This window comes from Leptolyngbya cf. ectocarpi LEGE 11479 (genome assembly GCF_015207065.1).
GTDB lineage: Bacteria > Cyanobacteriota > Cyanobacteriia > Phormidesmidales > Phormidesmidaceae > Leptothoe > Leptothoe ectocarpi.
Genome location: NZ_JADEXP010000531.1, coordinates 1 through 2,838, shown reverse-complemented (window position 1 = coordinate 2,838; position 2,838 = coordinate 1). Strand labels below are relative to the sequence as shown.

General features: G+C 55.3%; 1 protein-coding gene. It reads right to left on the bottom strand.

All coding sequences use genetic code 11. The features are described 5' to 3' along the window. A partial coding sequence (locus IQ260_RS29495; protein WP_193996618.1) for a hypothetical protein occupies positions 1 to 2,838 on the bottom strand: 2,838 nt, incomplete at both ends.

The following is a 2,838-nucleotide window of genomic DNA, read 5'->3' as shown; positions in this document are numbered from 1 at the left end:
TGTCTGGGAAGACGCTGCTGGAATATCCGGTAGGGGATTTTGGAGGCGAAACCAATTTTCTTCGAGGGTCAGGGGATCAAGCCTGGCCCAGGTGCGTCCTGGGGCGGTGTCAAGACCGGGTACTAAAATATCCATGGGGACATCTTCGACCCAGTGGGTCAGGGCCAGGGCCAGAGGGGAGGGGATGTCGGCGGTAGATAGAAGATGGATGGGGTCTACCTGGAGCGGGGAGGCGCTGCGGCTGAAATCGTCAGCGGTATGCTGAAGACGTCCCAGGAAGGGCATGGTCAACAGCAGCCATTGGGGGTCGCGCGGATCGCTGGGGCCATAGTCCTGGGGATTGCTTAGAATCGCTAGCTGGTTGCCATTGGGCAAAAATTGCAGGGTGGTGGCGCTGGTGGTAGTGACTGGGGTTTGGTTGACCCAGTGGGGGGCACTGGCCTCGACCAGTAGGGTATTGTCAGGCAGAACATTGAGGGCAGGACTGTCGCCGGAGAGGAGCATTGCCTGCAGCTTAGTGGAGAGATAGCCCTGGTTTGCCGCTCCAAGGGTGGCGATACCCTCTCCTGGGTCAAGGGTGTTGCCGGTACTCAGGGAGGTGAGAAACTGGCGGAAGTGATCAGGGGTGGTCAGGCGTACTTCCTGAACGACGGTCCAGCGCCGATCGTTAGCGACGCGTTCGATGGATATGCGTTCAGCGGCCTGAGCCGGACTGGCGTGGATATCGACTAGCTGATGTTCGACGACAGCAAGCAGCTGCCAGGCCTGGCTGGGGGCAAATTGGAAGAGGGTGACGCCGCGCCCGATCGTAAGCAGGGCATTGGGAATTTGATGCTGGTTGAATAAAATGCGAATGGTGTGACGCCGATGATTTAGCGATCGCAACCCGGCCCCCACATCCAGCGACGGCAGTGCCGGAAATCTGAGCACCGCCAGGTCATCCTCCTCTGAGTAGGTAAACTCCTGGGGCCAGGAGATCAGATTGGTCACTTCTAAAAAGCCATTAAGTAGGAATGACTCCTGCCAGGCATTGGTTTGCCATTGAGTGGTGTAGCCCACCACCAGTCTCCCCGCTGAAGACTTAAATACGCGATCGCTCAAGTTATCGCTGCTGGCCAGCCCAGCCACATCGGGTACCTGCAAAAAGTCTCCCCACTGACAGGTGAGCAACAGCTCAACAACAGCCGTTTTGAGTTGGAGGGTGGGAAACTGGGCCTCGTCAGATCTATCGCCGCTGGCCTCACCTTTTTCGACGGCCTCAAAGGTCAGGGCAGCAAAGCCAGGGGCTTCTTGGGCATCTGCCAGGGGCATGCCAGAGAGAAACTGTGGAACAGTATTTTGATCTCGGGTGGCGTAGTTTTTCCACTGCAGTTGGAAAGCGGTTGGGGTTAAGACCAGACTTTTATCAGGCTGCAGCGGGTCTATGATCAGGTCGTCAAATAGGGTGATGCTTTCCCAGGTGGTGGGAATCTGGGCGGATGGGGCCGGGTCAACAGACAGCAGCAGAATATTAATGTGGGCGGTAAAGGGCACCTGTTCTGCACTGGTGCGTACCGCAACAGCCGATGAGCGCTGTTCCCCTAAACGGACCCTCAGCTGAAGATCAACCCGATGGACATAGCTGGCCAGATTCAGCGTCATATTGACGGCCTGAGGAGCTAAGGGCGTATCATCTGCCAGGGAGAATCCATCATAGGTGGCCTCGAGTTCAACGATGTCTGCTGCTGGAAACTCAAGGGGATTCGATAACGGCAGTGACCAGGCCACATTAAACAAGAAAAACTGGATCCGCACACCGCTAATAGCCAGAATGGGACCGCTGCTATTCTGCCCCAGCCTAATGTCGGACCAGGTAAGGCGAGGCGCATGGGTAATCTCACCGGCCTGCAAAGCCAGGGGCCACTCGTTCTGAGGGGTCTTATTGTCGGTATCGGCCACCAGGGCAATAGCCTCTAACCGCAGGGCCGTTGATTCTTCTGTTGATCCCGCTATTGCTTCTTTTATAAAGGTCAGCTGGACAGCGTTACTTAAATCGGTAAGTTCGCTGGCATCGGTGAGGGGAAGCTGTAAACGTCCAACAATCTCGATTTTAACAATCTGCGTATTATCTGCATTGAAGTCTACCGACTCCAGGGTGAGGGGATAAAATCGCAGGTTAAACAGGGGTAAAAAGTCTGGGACTTTATCCTGGGTCTGCTCAGTGCCGGGAACGGAGGCCAGCCGCCATTCATAGCCGCTGAGAAAATTTTGATGTCGTGAGAAGGCGTCTGGATCGTTAATGTCTTCGGCAACAGGCGAGCGACCTTCGTTTCTAGATACATTCTCAGCTTTTTGACTAAAGCGATGGGTTGTTGTGTTGATGGGAACATCTCGAAACCATAGCTGCCAGGGGATGTCGGGATTATCAACGGTGAGGGGAAGCGCCGTTAATAACGAGGTCAGCTCATAGTTAGACACCTCAGTGGCGGTGCGCTGGAAGATGAGGGGGGTGTGCAGCAACGAAGATGATGCGGAATTACGGCTGGCGGAGCGCAGCAATCCCCGCTGATCGCGCAAGCTAGGACTTTCTGTGGGGGTATTTTCTAGATGGGCGGCGAGACTACCCGCAGTGATTTGGAAGGGAACGGTGCCGTTGATATCGTCAAGAGAGAATTGTCCTGAAATACCCTCTAGGGCTGAAATATCCAGGGGGGAGACGTTCGCCGTAATGGTGCCTGGGGCAGCGTCGCTATTAGCCAGGGTAAGGCGACCAGGATAGGTGGCTAAATCCACTGTGGGCTTCACTGGCCAGGTTAACGGTTCGATCAGAGTGTTAATCTCAGTCGCTGAGTCAGAGAT